Source organism: Pseudomonas sp. AGC41, from assembly GCF_057334555.1.
On record NZ_JBHFJB010000046.1, the window covers coordinates 57,709 to 58,445 of the forward strand.

The 737-nt window shown below is 64.5% G+C and carries 1 protein-coding gene; it reads left to right on the top strand.

All coding sequences use genetic code 11. From position 1 onward, the window contains the following. Positions 1-50: 50 nt before the first annotated feature. On the top strand, positions 51-680 hold the full coding sequence (locus tag ACE04F_RS09260; protein WP_486106081.1) for a LysE family translocator: 630 nt from the start codon (positions 51-53) through the stop codon (positions 678-680). The last annotated feature ends 57 nt before the right edge of the window (positions 681-737 follow it).

The window sequence follows — 737 nt, forward strand, 5'->3', positions numbered from 1 at the left end:
CCCCCCCCCACGGGGTTTGATTCACCAAGAGATGTCGCAAGGAGCCCAGCATGTACCTCACCGAATTCCTCACCGTAGCCCTGATCCACCTGCTGGCGGTCGCCAGCCCCGGTCCGGACTTTGCCGTGGTGGTGCGCGAAAGCGTGACCCATGGCCGCCGCGCCGGGACCTGGACGGCGCTGGGCGTCGGTACGGCGATTTTCCTGCATGTGGGGTATTCGTTGCTGGGCATCGGCCTGATCGTGTCGCAATCGATCGTGCTGTTCAACGCGCTGAAGTGGGCCGCCGCCGCGTACCTGCTATACATCGGCTTCAAGGCCCTGCGCGCCCAACCGGCCAAGGCTTGCGGAGAGAACCTGCACAAGGAGGCTGGCGAGCGTACCGCTCGCGGTGCGTTCACCTCAGGCTTTGTCACCAATGGCCTGAACCCCAAGGCAACGCTGTTTTTCCTGTCGCTGTTCACCGTGGTGATCAATCCCCATACGCCGCTGGTGATCCAGGCCGGCTACGGCGTGTACCTGGCGATCGCCACGGCGGCGTGGTTCTGCATGGTGGCGATGCTGTTCAGCCAGGCGCGGGTGCGCGCAGGCTTCGCCCGCATGGGCCACTGGTTTGATCGGACCATGGGCGCCGTGCTGGTGGCCATTGGCGTCAAGCTGGCCTTCACCGAGGCGCATTGACCGGGCTGAACAGGTCCCTGGGATGGCTCAAGGCTAGTATTTGCGGGGGGTCAAATC